This window comes from Cupriavidus basilensis OR16, assembly GCF_000243095.1.
GTDB lineage: Bacteria > Pseudomonadota > Gammaproteobacteria > Burkholderiales > Burkholderiaceae > Cupriavidus > Cupriavidus basilensis_D.
The window spans coordinates 40,577-54,721 of sequence record NZ_AHJE01000081.1 but is presented as its reverse complement, the minus strand read 5'-3'; the positions used below and the strand labels follow the sequence as shown (position 1 = coordinate 54,721).

The following is a 14,145-nucleotide window of genomic DNA, read 5'->3' as shown; positions in this document are numbered from 1 at the left end:
CAGGAGACCTCCCATGCGCGCCAGCCCTGTCCGGGACGCCGCTCCCTCCCTGCCGGTCCCCGCCGGCCCCCGTCGCCTGGCCGGCGCACTGCTGGCGGTTGCCGCGCTCGTCTGCGCGCAGACGTCGCTGGCCGATATGGCCAAGATCCGCCAGAGCGGGACCTTGAAGGTGGCCGTCTATAAGAGCCTGCCGCCATTTTCCACGGCTGCGGGCAACCCGTTGCCGGGCATTGACGTGGCGCTGGCGAAGGCCCTGAGCAAGCAGATGGGGCTGTCGGTGTCGCTGTTGCCGTTCGATGCTGACGAGAACATGTCCGATGACCTGCGCAATATGGTCTGGCGCGGCCACTACCTGGGCTATGGCCCGGCGGATGTGATGCTGCATGTGCCGGTGGACCGTGCGTTCATGCGCGCGAACGACAAGGCGCTGATCTTCGCGCCCTATCACCGCGAGATGTTCGTGCTGGTACACGACCGTGAACGCATCCCCGAAGTCCGGCAGCTAGAGGACCTGGCCGGCCAGCCTACCGGCGCGGAAGCGGGCTCCGCCGGTGCCAATGCCCTGCTGTCCGGGGCGCAGGGCGCGCTGCGCGACAAGGTGAAGATTTATGCCGGGCCAGACGAAACGCTGCGCGCGCTGTTCGCCGGCGAGATCGCCGCGGCGATGGTCACGCGCTCGCAATACGAAAGCGCGCTCAAGGCGGATGGCCAGCCGGCCGCGCGCTTCGCCACGGTGGACGTTGCCTCGCCGCTGCTGCCCGCGCGCGGCTGGGCCATCGGCATGGCGGTCAAGGCGGACCAGAGCGAACTCGCCGAGTCACTGCAGAACGCGCTGGACGCGCTCCGCCGCAGCGGCGAGCTGCAGCAGATCTTCGCGCAGTACGGTGTGTCGCTGCAAACGCCGTGAGATTCTCCACCAGGCCGTCGGCGCACAGCGACCGGTGGAGTGGAGTCGAGCGGATATGGTGCAATGGCCCTTCGAAGATGGCCAGTTTGATGTGGTCGTGTGCCAGTTTGGCGGCATGTTCTTTCCCGACCAATCAAGGGCCTTCGCCGAGACTCGCCGCGTACTGGCGTCAGGTGGCACGTTCCTCTCCAACGTTCGGGATGGGGTCGAAGAAAACGAGTTCGCGCATGTCGTCACGAGCGCCTTGACCGGACTCTTTCCCGCAGCTCCCTCTACCTTCCTGGCCCGAACGCCAGACGGATACCACGAGCGGTAGGCTATCGAGCAGGACCTGGGGCTTGGCAGCTTCCGTGCGGAACCCGCGTTCGAAACCATCGTGTCGCGCAGCCTCTGCCCGCATGCCTTTGATCGCTTACTGCCAAGGGACGCCCTTGCGTAAGGAGATCGACGCACGTGGCCTCAAAGAGCTTTCGCGAGCCACAGACGTCCGCACTGCTGCCATGGGAGAGAAGTTCGGGCCTGGTCCCGTCGACGGAAAGATCCAGGCGCACATCGTCACGATTGAGGCTTGAAGAGCCGACCGATGCCCGCTCCCCGGCGGGTTCGCTTGATGATTGGATCAGGGCGATGGACCGCTTGGCAACCGCCAGCCAGACGCCTTGTGGGCGTCAGCCAGGATGTTAGCGAGACAGGCGAGTCGAACCTCTCCAGCAATGATCGTGCGCTGACTTGGCGGGGACGTCCATTGTCATATCCAACGGAGATGGGGCAGGAAATCGCCGTGCTCCTCTATGCCGACCCCGCCTTTGCCATATAGCAGGGTCTTGACCTTATCCTTCTCGGAAGATTTGCAGCCCACAATCATGAGAATCTCGCCTTGCGCCAATAAGGCCGCATGCCGGGCTAATCGAGGCCGCAATAGCCTGGTTCCACTCAAGGCGCCGAGGAACCAGCCGCCGAAGCCGCCGATCATAAAGCCAAGGCCATAGGCGGTGAGACTACTCAGCGGGTCAGAATGGTCGCCGTAGTATCCGGCGAGAGCCATACCCAGTACCGCGCAGATAGCATATCCAGCCGTCGAGACTTCGGGTCGGAAGCTGGTATGGCTGCTATCGGCAACCGGAAAGCCTTCGATCGGCTTGCGGCCTCTGCCCAGGAACCACGGGCCCGTCACGTAAGTTGGCGCCTTCGATAGGGGAAGCACCTGAGTCCAGCCATCTCGGGCCGAAGCGGCATCTGTGAAACGAAAATAGAGAACGGTACGCATATCGGCACCTCGGTTATCCGGGCACAACTGCGCTCGGAGGGTTGAGACCCATAGTGCCAACGTTAATTGGTACAGCCGGACGGGAATGCCGTGATGGCAGTGTCGGAAATCCGTTTGTAGGCGCGATAGCACCACAAGTGATGTTGATGAAGCATTGGATTGCTGCTTCGACGCGAACTAGCTCAAATCTGCAATCTGCTTGTTTTGCGGGTCGAATTGACCGGGTTGCGCAGTCTTGCGAGCTTCATCTGGTTGTTCACTCTGGCGCTTTCTCGATGTTGTCGAGCGCTTTGTCGGGGCCAGAGGTATAGGGGCGTACTTCATGAGTGCCTTGTCGTTGCATATGGTCTGTTGTTATGTCACTTCTTAAGAATACGCTCTTGCGACTTGATTCCCAACAAGTGTTACTCTGCCGCCCGCGCAAAGGTTCTGTCTTCGTACCCTGGCAATCCTGTTTGAGCTTTCACTCGGCCTGTCAGCGTGCAAATCCTACGGTGCTCAGAGGTGGTCGCTGCGCTGCAATCCTTCGAGCGGGAATCTGCATCCGACCGAGGGCTATCTTCTGTGTCCGGCTCTGCCTGGCTTGTCTGGCGGGGTCTACCATTACCTGAGCCGCGACCATGTACTCGAACGTCGTGCTGAAGTGGATGATCCGCGATGGACCGAGGCGTTTTCGGGCGGCGGTATCCTGGTCGGCATAAGCTCGATCCACTGGCGCGAGGCGTGGAAATACGGAATGCGCGCCTGGCGCTACTGCCAGCATGACTGCGGCCATGCTATTGCCGCAGTGAGTTACGCCGCAGCAGCACTCGGCTGGCAGACGCGGCTGGTGGAGGCTACTGCGGATGATGCGTTGGCCGAAGTGCTTGGATTGGACCGCCGCGAGGATTTTGGGGCGGCCGAACCAGAGGTGCCGGACGCCCTGCTTTGGATCGGCAATCCTGAAGCACTGCCAGCCCCTGAGCGCCTGCGGGCTGCTTTGAATAAGGTCCACTGGTACGGATACGCGAATCAACTAAGCGCGGGACATGAGAGTTGGCCAGACATCGATTCGATCCATCACGCCACGCGCAAGTCTCGTACTCGCGAACCGAGTTCGCTAAACGCGGAGCCGCACCTGTGGTCCGCGACGCCCGCCCTTGATCTGAGTTTTGCCCGAATTGCTCGGCAGCGCCGCAGCGCGATGAGTTTCGATGGTACGACGCGCATCACCACCGCGGCTTTTTTCACCATGCTGGCATGCCTGTTGGTACGCAGCGACACGCCACCGTGGAATACGCTGATGTCTCCTGTCGCGGTGCATCCGGCGCTATTGGTGCACCGCGTGGACGATCTGGAGCCGGGCCTGTATGTGCTAGTGAGACATTCCGGGGCGCTGCCTAGCCTCAAGCAGGCTATGCGTCCGAAATGGCTGTGGCAAAAGACTGGACCGGACTATCTGCCTCTCTACTTTCTGCTGCCTTACGATTTACGCGCTGTGGCAAAATTGATCTGTTGTCATCAGGACATCGCCGCCGATTCCTGCTTTGCGCTGGGAATGCTTGCAAATTTCGAAATCGCCCTGAAGCAACCGTGGCGCTATCGCCATCTTTTCTGGGAATGCGGCATCCTCGGCCAGGCGCTCTATCTTGAAGCCGAAGCCTCCGGAGCGCGCGCAACGGGAATTGGCTGTTTTTTCGATGATGAAATGCACGCCATGCTGGGAATCAAAGATCACGCTTGGCAAAGCCTGTATCACTTTACCGTCGGTGGCGCCATGGTCGATCAGCGCTTGTCTACATTTGCACCGTATGAGGTTCAGCCATGACTCGAAAGTGCTACGTTCCGATTCGTGGAACAGGAACCTTGGAAAACTGAAAGTATCGCCGTCCAGACAGCGAGCACGGTGGTATCTTTCTGCCGCCACTTGCTCCGGAGTCAGCCAAGCATCTTCCATCAAGCTGCCGATCAGCATGTTGTCGTCAAGCTTGGATCAGGCTCTCCTATCCGGGCGCGGTTTAAAGGCCAATTCCCGGGCCATGGTTTCATAAAGCTCCCGCGCTTTAGGGGTGTTTGCCGGCGGCAACACCACCTGGATGTCCAGCAGCAGATCGCCCGGTGGATTTGCGGGGATGCCCTTGCCGCGCACGCGTAACTCATTGCCGCTCTGGGCGCCGGGGGGAATGCGCACCTTCAGTTCGCCCCCAGGTAAATCGATAGGCACTACCGCCCCCAGCGCCGCCTCCCATGGTGCCACCGGCAGGGTGAGGTGTAGATTGCGGCCCTTCACTTTCAGTTGGTCGTGCGGTTTGAAATGCACTTCCAGAAGAAGATCCCCGGCCGGCGCACCGCCGATCGCCGGCGCACCCTGCCCACCCAGACGGATGAGCTGACCTTCGCGCACGCCTTTGGGAATTTTCACGCTGAGGGTCCGGTTCCTGAGCTGTACCCCGCCACGGGCGTCCATGCTTGGCACCTGCAGCGAAAGCTGACGGGTGGCGCCGGTAAAGGTGTCGTCCAGGTCCAGCAGCACCTTGGCGTGGTGATCCACGCCGCGTGACTGAAAGTTGCCACCGTGTGTATGGAAACTGCGGTGTCCGCCCCCCATGTGGCCAAACAGCTCGGCGAAGAAGTCGCTGAAATCGGCCTCTTTCCGGGGCGAGTAGCCCCGACTGGAGAACTCGAAGCCGGTGTTCCAGTCCGGCGGCGGACGGAATTCCTGGCCGGGCTGATGGCCGCGTCTCAATTGGTCGTACGCGACGCGCTTTTCCGGGTCGGAGAGTACGGCATAGGCCTCGTTGAGCTCCTTCATGCGCAGTTCGGCATCCGACTGCTTGGAAACGTCGGGATGGAACTTGCGCGCGAGTTTGCGGAACGCCTTCTTGATGTCCTCCGCGGTGGCATCACGTGTCACTCCCAACGTCTTGTAGTAGTCCTGGAATTCCATGCGTGTTCCCCTTTTCAGGTCTCTAGCGCTGCCCTTCCGCTCGGAAGAATGATGGCGAGTATCAGTCAAATCAAGAACTTGAAATCCTCAGGGGAAGCCTTACCATTCCAACCAGGGACGTCAGAATATGGCGCCCGCGCCAGTGCGAATGGAGGCAAACATGATGTATCGATCCCTGTTTCCCCGTGACGTATTCTCAGCGCTGGAACGCCTGCAGCGTGAGATGCAGCAGCCATTCGAGCTGTCTCACAGCATTCGTGGTCAGGTCAGTTTTCCGGCCATCAATGTCGGCGGCACACCCCACTCGGTGGAAATCTATGCTTTTGCCCCCGGCATCGATCCGGCCAGCATCGACGTGCAACTGGTGAAGGGCGTACTGACCATTGTCGGCGAGCGCAAGCCCGATCTCTCAGACAAGGACGAGCAACCCTCCCTGCATATCGATGAACGCTTCGCCGGCCGCTTCCGTCGTGTGGTGAGCCTACCAGACGACGTGAATCCCAATGCGGTGGAAGCCAAGTACCGCGACGGCGTGCTGCACATCAGCATCCAGCGCCTCGAAGCCGCGCAGCGGCGCCAAATCAGCATCCAATGATGCGAGGAGGATCTGGCCATGAGCGAGAATACTGCTGTCACCAAACAAGCCGACACTGGCAGCGCTGAAGCGGCCCTGATGCCGCCAGCGAATGTGTACGAGGACGCCGCAGGCATCACCTTGTACGCCGATCTGCCGGGTGTGCCCAAGGACAAGCTGGTTGTGCAGGTGGAAGGGGATATCCTGACCATCAAGGGGGAAGTCGTCCTGGATCAGCCGGAGGGTATGGAAGCCAGTTACACGGAGGTTTCCCTGCCGCGATACCGGCGCGTGTTCACGCTATCCAAGGAACTAGATGCCGAGAAGGTGGTCGCCGAGTTCAACCACGGCGTGCTCAAGCTGCGCATCCCCAAAGCCGAATACGCGCAACCGAGCCGCATTGAGGTCAAGGTCGCGTGATGTAAGCCGAACGGGCTTTGGGCATCGCCCAGGCTGCCCACACGTAGGCGGACTGACATGAAACCGGAATCATTGAAATAGGGTTTCGGTTCTTTGTGAGACAACTTGGTCGAAGACTGGCACCATCCGACGCTGACCGCTGCTGGCGCGCTGATCCGGTTCCAGTATCCTATTTTTCAGTTCAAGGATAAGAAATTCTGCGTGGCTTGCCGTGAATGGAAACGGGGCGCAGGCCAAGGATGACTCCGGAGTCTTCCGCTTGCGATCACCCCGGGTAAGTCAGCGAACCCTTCGTCGCTTGCGTTTCCATCTCTTTCTTGTAACCATCAACCCATTCACCAAACTGCGGATGGATATAAAAATCGAGAACGTCTCCCACCTTGATAGAGAGTGGATTTCTTCCCAGGAGCATCGATAGTGCAATGCGCGCAATCTGAAACGGCGCCAAGTCAATCGCATCCACTAAAAGACCATTGGGACGGTGGCTAACCGTGAGCATATCCGTCTCTTGGTCGTGGGCGTCCACTACCAGCCCTTCCATGCTCCCGAGTAGCGGCTTATGTTCTATTTCTGGCGAGACCGGGTAGATGCTGACCGTGCCAGCACTGATTCGGTGTTCTTTATGCCACCTGCCCAACGCCCAGGTTTCCGTCGGGTTCTCCCCCCAGATTTCCAGGGTGCCTTCAGCAATCTGCGCCCTCATGGTTCTATCTCCACTGACAATGTGCAGTATGCCCCCGCTGGCTTCGGACACGCTCCAACCACCTTCGAGGTTGGCTGCCTTCCAGGCTAATGTCCCTATTTGCCAGGCGACGGGCTTTCCTACGCCCGTGCGTCGTGGCCTGGGGTATCTCATTCCAGCTTATCGAATGCGCAGGCTCCCAGATCTTTGCTGAAGCGCTGCACCCAATCTGTCTCGTAGCCGATGGGGTATTCCCGCGTAACTCGAGTTGATCGTCTGGTTACGGCGACATAGCCCTGGAGACCAAAGTTCTCGTCGCCCTTTGGGTCCGTCGTATCGGTTTCGGCAAGCTCGAAATCATCTTCTGCCAGACCGTTATGCCGTAGGGCAGCAAGGAATGCCCGATGTTCGTCCGGCTCAATCAGTTTCATTGTTGGCTCCTCGTCCATCCAACGCAGACGTGGTGGCTTCCATCCTGATGGTGAGTGGCGGACAAGCCTCAGGTTCCCTGGCACCGCCTCATCTTCCAAAGGGGGCGGGCGCTCTCGGGCGCGTTCCCCTGGGGTCAGTTGCGCAGTGCCTGGAAGCATCATGATTGCGGACTGTGGGGTTAAAGAGTGGATCACCACGCCTTCATCGTAGACCCATTTTTTGGCTTCTGGCAGCAAGTGACTTCTCATCATCACAATAGCGCCACGCTTAAAGGAGACAAATTCCGGAGCGGCGAAATGGAGGGCATTGACTCAGAAAGCACCTTCCGATGCCCTCCCTTGACCCAGGAGCAAATTGCAGGAGTCAGGCACGGAGCACGGCGGGCACACCGTAGTTGAACACCATGTTTGAGAACCTGCTGAAGGCTCCTGGCAACTTCGCGCCACGAGACCTCGAGGCAGCTTGAACATATGACGGCGTGAACCCAGCTCGATGCGCATTTCTCTCGCTCCAAGGTGATCGTCCGGGACAGATCAGAATGGACACCATGCGCGGCATGGCCTTTTGTGATCCGGCTGCACCGGTTAGCGGTACACGAGGACCGGGATCGTACTATGGGTCAGGACTTTCTGGGTTTCGCTGCCGAGCAGCAGACCCTGCACGCCAGCTCGACCGTGCGAGGCCATGACAATGAGGTCGCAGTTCCGCTCCTCCACGGCGCGGATGATCGCCTCATAGGGGTGATCGCTTGTCACGTGGATCGTGTCGCATGGCACCCCCGCTTCCCTCGCGGCTTGCGCGATCATCCCCAGGTAATGCTCCGCATGCTGTTCGGCTATCTGCGCGAACCGCTCCTGGGTATCCTCCAGCATGTCGACCCGATGGGTGAAGATGCGGTACTCCGGGATGGCGTGAAATCCCGTGATTTTGGCCTGGAATCCCTTAGCGAGCGTCACCGCCATCCGAATCGCGGCTTCGGAGAGCGGGGACCCATCGGTCGGCACCAAGAGATGCTTGAACATATATGTCTCCTCCCGGCAATGACCGTGCGCGTCGGCGTCCTGTCCGCAAATCACTTGTCTGACAGTCGTTTCCGACCGGAAGTGACGCGTTCTCCTATCGTGGCATATTGGTGCTAGCCGATCGGAGGAACGGGGTGGCATCGCCGATACCAGGCGGCCATCGGACACGCAAGGCTTTGGACGCCAACACGCGTCAAGCACAAAGTGGTGCTGCTAGGAGTTCATCCGCCCACGCGCATCCGAGAAGTCTTTCAGGCACGTTAAATCGAATGCAACACTACCAAGCCAACTATAGGCGATGTCGCCAGACCGTGGCAATTTGCATGGTAGGCCACCTCACGCCTGCCCAGCGACCGACCGACTGCAAGCCGGGGGGCAGCGTTCTCCCGCGGACCGGACGATGTCACTGTAGGCGCTGCCCGCCCTTGATGGCGAGATCGGCTCCGGTCAGGAAGCCCGCTTCGCGCGAGCACAGATACGACCCGCGGCACCGCTATAGCGTTGCGATGAACTGTTTCCACGGGGTCCCTTGTAGAGTCTCGGTGGTTGCATGTCCGTAGGCGCGAATGATTAATGCCGCCCTTTCGAGTTGCGCCAGGTCATTCGATTCAACGATGTCCACCACATCGAACCGACCGAGGGTGAGAAAACTGTCTTTCCAGGTAACCGCAGGGCATTCGGCCTTGATCTTTTCCGCAACCGTGGCGGCGATCTGCTTCAGGTCCTTGGGCTCTTTGAACGCATCAGGAGATAAAGTGCTGAGGATGACATAGGTGGTCATGGAACACCTCCATACAAAACGGTTGACAGGCCGTTAGGCACGGGCTGACGCATGGGGACAATGTCTTTCCGCCGAGAGAGTCTTTCCGCCGAGAGAGCGTATGCGTGTGCCTACTGATTATAGGTTTGCGGGGGCGGTTCCCATGCCGCTCTCCTTGCCTGCCTGGATCGAGGACCCTGGAGCCGGTTACCGTTTCGCGCCGGTCGGCGTGAGATGGCAAGGCGACAATTGGAAGCGCAGACCCCACTGCTTGCGTTCAGACGCCCTTCACCTGAATTGGTCATAGGTGCCGACGGCCTCACGTCAATTGGCGAAGCGTCAATGCCTCCCTCACACGATGAGACACCCGGAGTGGAGGTTCTGCGCGCTTGCAGCGCGCCTTGTTCTGCGCCACAGTTGTTCTACCGGATCAAGCTGGAGCCTATGATGACAAACCGGCTCGCCACGGAAACCTCGCCTTACCTACGGCAACATGCGGCGAATCCAGTCGACTGGTATCCCTGGAGCGAAGCAGCATTTCGCCGCGCGCGCGAGGACGACAAACCGGTTCTGCTTTCGGTCGGCTACGCCGCGTGCCATTGGTGCCACGTCATGGCGCACGAATCGTTCGAGAATCCCCGCATCGCCGGCTTGATGAACGCGCGTTTCATCAGCATCAAGGTGGATCGGCAGGAGCGTCCCGACATCGACGACATCTACCAGAAAGTGCCCCTGATGATGGGGCAGGGCGGCGGCTGGCCGCTCACGGTGTTCCTGACGCCACAAGGAGAACCGTTTTTTGGCGGCACCTACTTCCCGCCGGATGACCGCTACGGCCGCCCTGGGTTCGTGCGCGTGCTGCTGAGCCTGAGCGAAGCCTGGACGCATCGCCGCGGCGAGCTGCGCGACATGATCGAACAGTTTCGGCTCGGGTTCCGACAGCTTGACCTGGTTGACCTGGGCCGGGAAGCCGCCGAAGTCGAGGACCTGCCCGCGCAGACAGCCCGTGCCCTGGCGCAAGACACCGACCCGACACATGGCGGCTTGGGCGGCGCGCCCAAGTTTCCCAACGCAAGCGGCTACGACCTTGTGCTGCGCATCTGTCAACGGACGGGTGAACCCGTGCTGCTTGCGGCGCTGGAGCGCACGCTCGACGGCATGGCGGCCGGCGGCATCCATGACCAGCTTGGCGGTGGCTTTGCCCGCTATAGCGTCGACGAACGTTGGGCCGTGCCCCACTTCGAAAAGATGCTCTACGACAACGGCCAGCTTGTCACGCTGTACGCGGACGCCTATCGCCTGACCGGCAAGCCGGCCTGGCGCCGTGTCTTCGAGGAAGCCATCGCGTACATTGTGCGGGACATGACACACCCTGACGGGTGCTTTTATGCTGGCGAAGATGCCGACAGCGAAGGCGAGGAAGGCCGGTTTTATGTCTGGACACCGGCCGAGGTGAGGGCTGTCCTGGGGGCATCCGAGGGCGCGCTGGCGTGCCGGGCCTACGGCGTGACCGACGGTGGGAATTTCGCGCGCGGTACGTCGGTCCTCAACCGCGCGGCCACGCTGGACCCATTTGACGAGGCGCGCCTCGAAGACTGGCGCGGGCGGCTGTTTGCAGCGCGCGCCCGGCGTGCTCGCCCGGCCCGTGACGACAACATACTCACCGGCTGGAACGGCCTCATGATCCAGGGACTCTGTGCGGCTTACCAGGCGACGGGCTGCCCCCCGCACCTCGCCGCCGCGAGGCGTGCCGCCAGCGCTATCCAGGAGAAACTCACCATGCCGGACGGTGGCGTGTACCGGGCCTGGAAGGACGGGACAGCCAAGGTGCCCGGGTTTCTCGAAGACTATGCCTTGCTGGCCAACGCTCTGATCGACCTGTACGAGTCCTGCTTCGACAAGCGTTACCTGGATCGCGCAGTCGAACTCGTGGCGCTCATCCTCGACAAGTTCCGCGACGACGGGCTGTATTTCACGCCCCGCGATGGCGAGCCATTGGTGCATAGGCCCCGCGCGCCGCACGACAGCGCCTGGCCGTCGGGTATCTCAACTAGTGTGTTCGCCTTCCTGCGCTTGCATGCGCTCACCGGCCGCGACGTCTACCGCGACCTTGCCGAGGACGAATTCCGGAGATACCGCGCCGCCGCCGCCGCGGCCCCGGCCGGCTTCGTGCACCTGCTGGCCGCCCGGGACTTCGCGCAGCGCGGCCCGTTCGAGATCATTCTTGCCGGCGACAAGGCGGCTGCCGCCGGCCTCGTGCAAAGCGTTCACCGCGCGTACTTGCCGGCACGCGTCCTGGCATTTGCCGAGGACGTCCCGATCGGCCACGGGCGGCGGCCGGTCAAGGGCCGTCCGGCAGCCTACGTGTGCCGGCATCGCACCTGCGCAGCGCCGGTTACCAGTGGCAAGGCGCTGCTTGAACGCTGCGCGTCCTGGAGCGGGGCACCCGTGGCTTCAACGCGGCATGCAGGCGCCAGTTTCCCGGAACAGGATCGCTAAGGGGCAAGCAAAGAGGCCATTGCGAAGCCAAGGACGCTCTTCGCGCACACCTTGATTCCAGCGATCGCGTGGGCGCCAGTGCTTTGGCAAGCGACTTCACTCGAGCTGAATTTCGCCATCGAACTGGGCCTTGAACTGCAAGGCGGCCAGTTCCAGCGTGACCACGACCGGGAAGCGCTCGGTTCCGGTGATGGTGCCCGCGGCGATCGCTCTGGACACCGCCTGCTCGATTTCCCGCTGCGAGCTCACGCCGACGACTTTGAGGAACTTGCGGATGCTGAGGTTGAAGGTTTCTTCGTTCATCACGCTCTCCTGACGGCTACCACAAGGAAAGACTAGGCGCTGGGCTGCGTTTTTGCTGCCCGAAGTTGATCCCGCCTGCGTGCCCAGCCAGGAGGCCGCGTCGAAAATGGCGCCCACATGGCGCCCACATGGCGCAACGGCGGCCCGCGATACCTTAGCGATGCGCCGTGACCCGCACGATAGGTTCCGAGCCACGAGCCAAATGAGAGCCGTCGAGATTGGCCCTCGATCGTCGAGGGACTGTCTTGTACCTGCCATCGCGGCCTAGCACTGTCTCAATTTGAGACGGTGTGCCGCTCGCTTCGTGGAACGGGAGCCGGTCTCGTCTTTGTCCGCTAGGTGAAAACCATGTGCCGCACCGTCATGCGCTTGAAAACAGGGGGGGCGTCACTTACAGTTCTTCTCCGGCGAGCGCCCCCGCCGCGGTAGCAGCGGCAGTTACCGCCATTAGAACAAGACAGTACGGAGACTACTGAATGAGGCACGCATCGAATGGGCTGGCAACAGACGTGCAGCTTGCGAGACAGAATTTTTTCGAAGGGAAGCGCATTCCTCCCGGGGCCGTATCTGACCTGATTGCCAAGAGCTGGCAGCGCGCCTCTAGCGCCGGCATGCGGCCGGAGGATCAGGCGCTGTTCAGCACTGCTGTCTCGCGCACGCAGTTGCAATTGATCGAGGATGAACATCGGGTGCTGATCGACGCCTGCGGCGAGGACATGGAGATTCTGGCGCGCGCGTTTCCCGCGCAGCACTGGCTCGTGTTCTGCACCAATGCCGACGGCATGATTGTCAGCTCCAACGCGAGCGCCCGCGCTGGCATTGGCCCGGCTGCCGCGGCAGTGCTGCGGGGCGGCAAGCGCGTGTGCGAGAGTTCGCTCGGCACCAACGCACCTGCCTGCGTGCTGATCGAAGGCGGCGGGGCGGTGCAGATACGGCGCGGCGAGCATTATCTCAATGAGCTTGTCGATGTGGTATGCGCGGCGGCGCCGATCTACGACTGCCACGACCGGCTGATCGGCGTGATCGACATCACCGGTTTTGGCGTGGACCTGCCCAGCTACGCGCTCAGCCTCGTGCAGTCGGCCGCCATGTCGATCGAGAACCGGCTGTACGCCAGGCTGCATGGCTGCCGCATCCTGCATCTGCATCATGACCATCGCATGCTGCATACGCCGGCCGAGGGCATTGTCGCGATCTCGGGCGATGACGTGATTGCAGCCGCCAACCGTGCCGCACGGCAGATGCTGAAACTGCGCGGCGCTGGCGGTACCGGTACCGAACTGCGGCAGGTCTTCGCCAGCGGTCTGCATGGCACGGCGGCATCCAGCCATGGCTCGCTGAGCGCGCTCGGCGGCGAGCGCTTCTTTGTTTCGCTTGACCAGCCTGCGGCGCCGACGCGCGGGCGTCAGCAGCATGGCGGCGATGGCGGCAAGCCGGCCGACAACGGGTCATGCGTGATTGCCGATGCGGCGCTGTCCCGCGCCGTCGAGAAGGCCGTGACTGTGATTCGCGAGCAGGTGCCGGTGATCCTGCTGGGCGAGACAGGTACCGGCAAGAGTATGCTGGCGCGTGCCTTGCACGAGGCCAGCCGACCGGGCGAAGCGTTCGTCTCGCTCAACTGCTCGGCGATTCCCGAAAGCCTGGCCGAAGCCGAACTGTTCGGCTATGCCGACGGTGCATTTACCGGCAGCCGCAAGGGCGGCAGCGCGGGCAAGATTGAACAGGCCGATCATGGCACGCTCTTCCTGGATGAGATCGGCGATATGCCGCTGGCGCTGCAGACCCGGCTGCTGAGCGTGCTGCAGGAGCGCAGCCTGACCCGGATCGGCAGCAGCAAGCCGGTGCCGCGACCTGGTTCGCGAGGGCACCTTCCGGGAGGACTTGTTCTACCGCCTGAACGGCCTGTCGGTGCGCATGCCGGCCCTGCGCGAGCGCACGGACATGCCCGAGCTGGTGGCGTCCGTCCTGCAGTCGCTCGTGCGCGGGCGGTCCAAGCGGCTCGACGCCGATGCCATGGCCCTGGTCATGTCGCACCACTGGCCTGGCAACGTACGCGAACTCCACCAGGTGCTGCGCGCAGCCATTGCCTTGTCCGGCGGCAGCGAAATCGTGCGGCGCGAGCATTTCGACGACTGCTGGGTGGCGACAGCGATCGGCACACCGGCGCTGGAGGCGCCGCGAGCCCTTGGCCAATCCACCGTCATGGCGGATGTGCAGAACGAACTGATCCACAGGACCCTGGCTCAGCTCAGTGGCAATCGCTCGCAGGCTGCGCGCGCGCTGGGCATCTCGCGCGCCACCCTGTATCGCAAGCTGGCGCGCCACAACCGCGGCTGATCGCACCTGGACTAGC

The 14,145-nt window shown here is 61.8% G+C and carries 15 protein-coding genes and 1 pseudogene; 8 read left to right on the top strand and 8 right to left on the bottom strand.

All coding sequences use genetic code 11. The annotated features are described in order from the left end of the window. Positions 1–13 precede the first annotated feature (13 nt). Together OR16_RS26750 and OR16_RS40055 are read left to right on the top strand one after the other, a co-directional pair. Positions 14–907, top strand: coding sequence for a substrate-binding periplasmic protein (locus OR16_RS26750; RefSeq protein ID WP_006161445.1), 894 nt, complete (start codon positions 14–16; stop codon positions 905–907). After that, the gene (locus tag OR16_RS40055; protein ID WP_081488895.1) at positions 885–1,223 is read left to right on the top strand and encodes a class I SAM-dependent methyltransferase; all 339 of its coding nucleotides are present in this window, start codon (positions 885–887) and stop codon (positions 1,221–1,223) included. The genes OR16_RS26750 and OR16_RS40055 overlap by 23 nt, the downstream gene beginning before the upstream one ends. Positions 1,224–1,655: 432 nt before the next feature. Here OR16_RS40055 and OR16_RS43705 read toward each other — a convergent pair whose 3' ends face one another. Then, positions 1,656–2,174 carry a hypothetical protein gene (locus OR16_RS43705; protein ID WP_141639917.1) on the bottom strand — a complete coding sequence of 173 codons (519 nt, stop codon included), beginning with the start codon at positions 2,172–2,174 and terminating at the stop codon, positions 1,656–1,658. Between the two features lie 583 nt (positions 2,175–2,757). Between OR16_RS43705 and OR16_RS26735 the strand changes: the two genes are divergently transcribed. Further along, positions 2,758–3,981, top strand: a complete 1,224-nt coding sequence (locus tag OR16_RS26735) for a SagB/ThcOx family dehydrogenase (RefSeq protein WP_423739686.1) — start codon at positions 2,758–2,760, stop codon at positions 3,979–3,981. A 165-nt stretch (positions 3,982–4,146) separates the two neighbouring features. On the opposite strand, the gene OR16_RS26730 is transcribed toward OR16_RS26735, so the two are convergent. Next, positions 4,147–5,100, bottom strand: coding sequence for a DnaJ C-terminal domain-containing protein (locus tag OR16_RS26730; protein ID WP_006161442.1), 954 nt, complete (start codon positions 5,098–5,100; stop codon positions 4,147–4,149). A gap of 160 nt (positions 5,101–5,260) precedes the next feature. On the opposite strand from OR16_RS26730, the gene OR16_RS26725 reads away from it, so the two are divergent. Both OR16_RS26725 and OR16_RS26720 read left to right on the top strand, forming a co-directional pair. Further along, positions 5,261–5,695, top strand: coding sequence for an Hsp20/alpha crystallin family protein (locus OR16_RS26725; protein WP_006161441.1), 435 nt, complete (start codon positions 5,261–5,263; stop codon positions 5,693–5,695). Between the two features lie 18 nt (positions 5,696–5,713). Further along, positions 5,714–6,094, top strand: a complete 381-nt coding sequence (locus OR16_RS26720; RefSeq protein WP_006161440.1) for an Hsp20/alpha crystallin family protein — start codon at positions 5,714–5,716, stop codon at positions 6,092–6,094. A 265-nt stretch (positions 6,095–6,359) separates the two neighbouring features. On the opposite strand, the gene OR16_RS26715 is transcribed toward OR16_RS26720, so the two are convergent. The 4 genes from OR16_RS26715 to OR16_RS26700 all read right to left on the bottom strand — a co-directional run bounded on the left by OR16_RS26715 (position 6,360) and on the right by OR16_RS26700 (position 9,011). Beyond that, positions 6,360–6,797 (bottom strand): hypothetical protein, encoded by a 438-nt coding sequence (locus tag OR16_RS26715; RefSeq protein WP_006161439.1) that lies wholly within the window; start codon positions 6,795–6,797, stop codon positions 6,360–6,362. A gap of 149 nt (positions 6,798–6,946) precedes the next feature. Beyond that, positions 6,947–7,207: a hypothetical protein gene (locus tag OR16_RS26710; protein WP_043421268.1), complete on the bottom strand. Its 261-nt coding sequence runs from the start codon at positions 7,205–7,207 to the stop codon at positions 6,947–6,949. A gap of 585 nt (positions 7,208–7,792) precedes the next feature. Beyond that, positions 7,793–8,230 carry a universal stress protein gene (locus OR16_RS26705; protein WP_006161437.1) on the bottom strand — a complete coding sequence of 146 codons (438 nt, stop codon included), beginning with the start codon at positions 8,228–8,230 and terminating at the stop codon, positions 7,793–7,795. A gap of 493 nt (positions 8,231–8,723) precedes the next feature. Continuing rightward, entirely contained in the window at positions 8,724–9,011 is a 288-nt protein-coding gene (locus OR16_RS26700; RefSeq protein WP_006161436.1) for a GYD domain-containing protein, read from the bottom strand. Between the two features lie 426 nt (positions 9,012–9,437). Here OR16_RS26700 and OR16_RS26695 point away from each other — a divergent pair, with 426 nt between their 5' ends. Further along, positions 9,438–11,489 (top strand): thioredoxin domain-containing protein, encoded by a 2,052-nt coding sequence (locus tag OR16_RS26695; RefSeq protein WP_006161435.1) that lies wholly within the window; start codon positions 9,438–9,440, stop codon positions 11,487–11,489. 96 nt (positions 11,490–11,585) lie between these two features. Here the strand turns inward: OR16_RS26695 and OR16_RS26690 are convergent, their stop codons facing one another. After that, complete coding sequence (locus OR16_RS26690; protein ID WP_006161434.1) at positions 11,586–11,792, bottom strand: DUF6494 family protein; 207 nt, start codon at positions 11,790–11,792, stop codon at positions 11,586–11,588. 335 nt (positions 11,793–12,127) lie between these two features. Continuing rightward, the gene (locus OR16_RS46425; RefSeq protein ID WP_237717238.1) at positions 12,128–13,207 is read right to left on the bottom strand and encodes a hypothetical protein; all 1,080 of its coding nucleotides are present in this window, start codon (positions 13,205–13,207) and stop codon (positions 12,128–12,130) included. A gap of 39 nt (positions 13,208–13,246) precedes the next feature. Between OR16_RS46425 and OR16_RS46420 the strand changes: the two are divergent. Both OR16_RS46420 and OR16_RS46415 read left to right on the top strand, forming a co-directional pair. Beyond that, positions 13,247–13,576, top strand: a pseudogene (locus OR16_RS46420) (sigma 54-interacting transcriptional regulator); the annotation flags it as partial. A 97-nt stretch (positions 13,577–13,673) separates the two neighbouring features. Beyond that, positions 13,674–14,129: a helix-turn-helix domain-containing protein gene (locus OR16_RS46415; protein ID WP_237717237.1), complete on the top strand. Its 456-nt coding sequence runs from the start codon at positions 13,674–13,676 to the stop codon at positions 14,127–14,129. Positions 14,130–14,145: the final 16 nt, after the last annotated feature.

Excerpts from the sequence above, each read along its gene's own strand:
- OR16_RS26750 (WP_006161445.1), top strand. The coding sequence starts at position 14 with ATGCGCGCCAGCCCTGTCCGGGACGCCGCTCCCTCCCTGCCGGTCCCC.
- OR16_RS43705 (WP_141639917.1), bottom strand. The coding sequence starts at position 2,174 with ATGCGTACCGTTCTCTATTTTCGTTTCACAGATGCCGCTTCGGCCCGA.
- OR16_RS26730 (WP_006161442.1), bottom strand. The coding sequence starts at position 5,100 with ATGGAATTCCAGGACTACTACAAGACGTTGGGAGTGACACGTGATGCC.
- OR16_RS26725 (WP_006161441.1), top strand. The coding sequence starts at position 5,261 with ATGATGTATCGATCCCTGTTTCCCCGTGACGTATTCTCAGCGCTGGAA.
- OR16_RS26720 (WP_006161440.1), top strand. The coding sequence starts at position 5,714 with ATGAGCGAGAATACTGCTGTCACCAAACAAGCCGACACTGGCAGCGCT.
- OR16_RS26715 (WP_006161439.1), bottom strand. The coding sequence starts at position 6,797 with ATGAGGGCGCAGATTGCTGAAGGCACCCTGGAAATCTGGGGGGAGAAC.
- OR16_RS26710 (WP_043421268.1), bottom strand. The coding sequence starts at position 7,207 with ATGAAACTGATTGAGCCGGACGAACATCGGGCATTCCTTGCTGCCCTA.
- OR16_RS26705 (WP_006161437.1), bottom strand. The coding sequence starts at position 8,230 with ATGTTCAAGCATCTCTTGGTGCCGACCGATGGGTCCCCGCTCTCCGAA.
- OR16_RS26700 (WP_006161436.1), bottom strand. The coding sequence starts at position 9,011 with ATGACCACCTATGTCATCCTCAGCACTTTATCTCCTGATGCGTTCAAA.
- OR16_RS26695 (WP_006161435.1), top strand. The coding sequence starts at position 9,438 with ATGACAAACCGGCTCGCCACGGAAACCTCGCCTTACCTACGGCAACAT.
- OR16_RS26690 (WP_006161434.1), bottom strand. The coding sequence starts at position 11,792 with ATGAACGAAGAAACCTTCAACCTCAGCATCCGCAAGTTCCTCAAAGTC.
- OR16_RS46425 (WP_237717238.1), bottom strand. The coding sequence starts at position 13,207 with ATGCTGCTGACGCCCGCGCGTCGGCGCCGCAGGCTGGTCAAGCGAAAC.